The sequence below is a fragment of the Adlercreutzia sp. ZJ154 genome, assembly GCF_011039055.1.
In the GTDB taxonomy this organism is placed as follows: domain Bacteria; phylum Actinomycetota; class Coriobacteriia; order Coriobacteriales; family Eggerthellaceae; genus Adlercreutzia_A.
This window is the reverse complement of the sequence record NZ_JAAKEF010000035.1, coordinates 1-2,503: the sequence shown is the minus strand read 5'-3', so window position 1 is coordinate 2,503 and position 2,503 is coordinate 1. Positions and strand designations below refer to the sequence as shown.

3 protein-coding genes and 1 pseudogene are annotated in these 2,503 nt (G+C 40.2%); all 4 read left to right on the top strand.

Going from position 1 to position 2,503, the window contains the following annotated elements:
* Nucleotides 1-279 precede the first annotated feature (279 nt).
* Nucleotides 280-450, top strand: coding sequence for a hypothetical protein (locus G7Y37_RS09005; protein WP_165063130.1), 171 nt, complete (start codon nt 280-282; stop codon nt 448-450).
* On the top strand, nt 422-1,054 hold the full coding sequence (locus G7Y37_RS09000; RefSeq protein ID WP_206214148.1) for a hypothetical protein: 633 nt from the start codon (nt 422-424) through the stop codon (nt 1,052-1,054). The genes G7Y37_RS09005 and G7Y37_RS09000 overlap by 29 nt, the downstream gene beginning before the upstream one ends.
* A gap of 138 nt (nt 1,055-1,192) precedes the next feature.
* Nucleotides 1,193-2,263 carry an NAD-dependent epimerase/dehydratase family protein gene (locus G7Y37_RS08995; RefSeq protein WP_165063129.1) on the top strand — a complete coding sequence of 357 codons (1,071 nt, stop codon included), beginning with the start codon at nt 1,193-1,195 and terminating at the stop codon, nt 2,261-2,263.
* A 68-nt stretch (nt 2,264-2,331) separates the two neighbouring features.
* Nucleotides 2,332-2,503: pseudogene (locus G7Y37_RS08990) on the top strand (UDP-glucose 6-dehydrogenase); the annotation flags it as partial.

Genomic DNA, 2,503 nt, shown 5'->3' with positions numbered 1-2,503 from the left:
CCCGTCCCTCTATTCGATGAATAATGACGCCCGTCCTGTTCGTCAAACTGTAAGGCTTGGGGGCATGTGGAAGGGTGCAAAACAGCGCACCACGCAAAAACAGGTAGAAAACGTGTGGGTAGGCAAGGGATGGCGAAAACCATGCTAAATCCCACACGTTTTAAGACTTACCCTATGTTTGCTATACTCGTATCGATGAAACTTCATTAGGTTTAGGCTTTAATTGATCGCTTTTTGTAACTGTAATTGATATTTAATCTTTGACGAATGGAGAAGCTGATGACGCTCGACGAATTCAAAAAAAGTCAAAGAAAAGCACTGCGGGATTTTAAGAAATTGCGCAAAGATAGTCCAGCCGCCGCCAAAGAGGTGGCTACCAGAAATTTGCGTGAAGCCGGAATAATAAATTCATCGGGCAAACTTGCTGCTCATTATCGCGATGTACTCTAAGCTCCCAAATCTTGTACTGGGTTTTCATGGCTGTGATATTTCGGCTTTTAATGCTGTTATTCATGATGGTCAACACATAAAACCTAGTAAAAATGATTATGACTGGTTGGGTCATGGAGCGTATTTTTGGGAACATAATTTAAGGCGAGCGCAAGATTGGGCTATTGAACAACAAGGGCGTGGTTCTATTGAACAGCCTGCGGTTATTGGCGCAGTGCTAGATTTGGGTCATTGTTTAAATTTGACTGATAGCGAATACATAGATCTATTGAAAAATGAATACAAATTACTTCGCGATGAGATGAAAACGATAGGTCAGCCACTACCCAAAAACTCTGGTAAGACCGAGGATCGGCTTTTTAGAAGGCTCGACTGTGCTGTTATTGAGCATCTTCATTCTAGATTGAAGACGGCAAAGCAGGAAGGACTGAATTTAATTGAGCCGTTTGATTCAGCGCGCGGATTATTTTCAGAAGGCAGTCCAATTTATGAAGATGCCGGTTTTCGCGAAAAAACACACATTCAAATATGCGTAAGGAATCCTAACTGTATTAAAGGGTATTTTGATCCACGTAAGCCATCTGCAAAATGGTCACTTCCATAGAGTTTAATGTTGAGAATTATATAAAGTGTAATGTTAACGAATATTTATTAGTGATATTAGCTTGATTGCTGCTTTATTTCACTAGATATAAAAGTTACTGTTAAAAAATTTTGTTTTTAGAAATCAGGAGAAAAACAATTGAATAAGATTATAGTAACCGGAGCAGCTGGTTTTATTGGTGCGTTTTTGTGTAAGAGGCTGCTTGAAGAAACTGATGCGTATGTTGTAGGTTTTGACAATATAAATGACTACTACGATATAGGTATTAAACACGACAGATTGAAAATGCTTGCAAAAACAGCAGGGGGAGATAATACCGATATGGTGTCCGATGGGTTTTCCGTCGGGCATTTTTCTTTTATAAGAGGAGATATATCTGATAGCAAATCTGTTGAAGATGTCTTTCAAAACTTTGCACCTAGTATTGTAGTTAATCTAGCAGCTCAAGCTGGTGTTCGCTATTCTATTGAAAACCCTCGTGCCTATGTGGATTCAAATTTAGTAGGGTTCTTTAATATCTTAGAGGCTTGTAGGAACCACCCCGTAAAGCACTTAGTGTATGCCTCAAGTTCTAGTGTCTATGGCGGCAACACAAAAGTGCCTTTCTTAGAAACTGATAGGGTAGATAGTCCCGTATCGCTTTATGCCGCCACCAAAAAGTCAAATGAATTAATGGCTCATGCCTACTCTAAACTCTATAGTATCCCTGCAACCGCTCTTCGTTTCTTTACAGTGTATGGACCAATGGGTCGCCCCGATATGGCTTACTTTGGTTTTACTAACAAACTTGTTAGGGGCGACACTATCAAGATTTTCAATATGGGTAACTGCAAGCGCGACTTTACCTATATAGACGACATTGTTGAAGGTGTTTGTCGCGTAATAGATACACCACCTGTTGTACAAACAGGAGCAGATGGTCTACCTTTAGCAGCGCATAAGATATACAACATCGGAAACTCCAACCCTGAAAACCTTCTAGATTTTGTTAATACATTGCAGCGAGTGTTAGTAGAAGAAGACATACTGCCAAAAGACTATAACTTTGAAGCACATCGAGAACTAGTACCTATGCAACCGGGAGATGTTGCAGTTACCTATGCTGACACAAGCGCACTTGAGCGAGATACAGACTTCAAACCTAGCACCCCGCTAGCAGACGGGCTGCGTGCCTTCGCCAAATGGTATAAGGGCTACTACAAGCTATAAAAATTTGGAAAGCTGCCAAACGGGCAGCATTTTTATGCACCTTGAAAACCGAAAAAGGAGACAGATCAATGAAGATTGCAGTAGCAGGGCTAGGATACGTTGGTCTATCTATTTCTATGCTTTTATCTCAACACACAGAAGTAGTGGCTGTAGATGTTATTAAAGATAAAGTAGATAAACTAGAAAAAGGTATATCTCCTATAAAAGATGAAGAGATAGAACGCTTTCTTACAGATAATA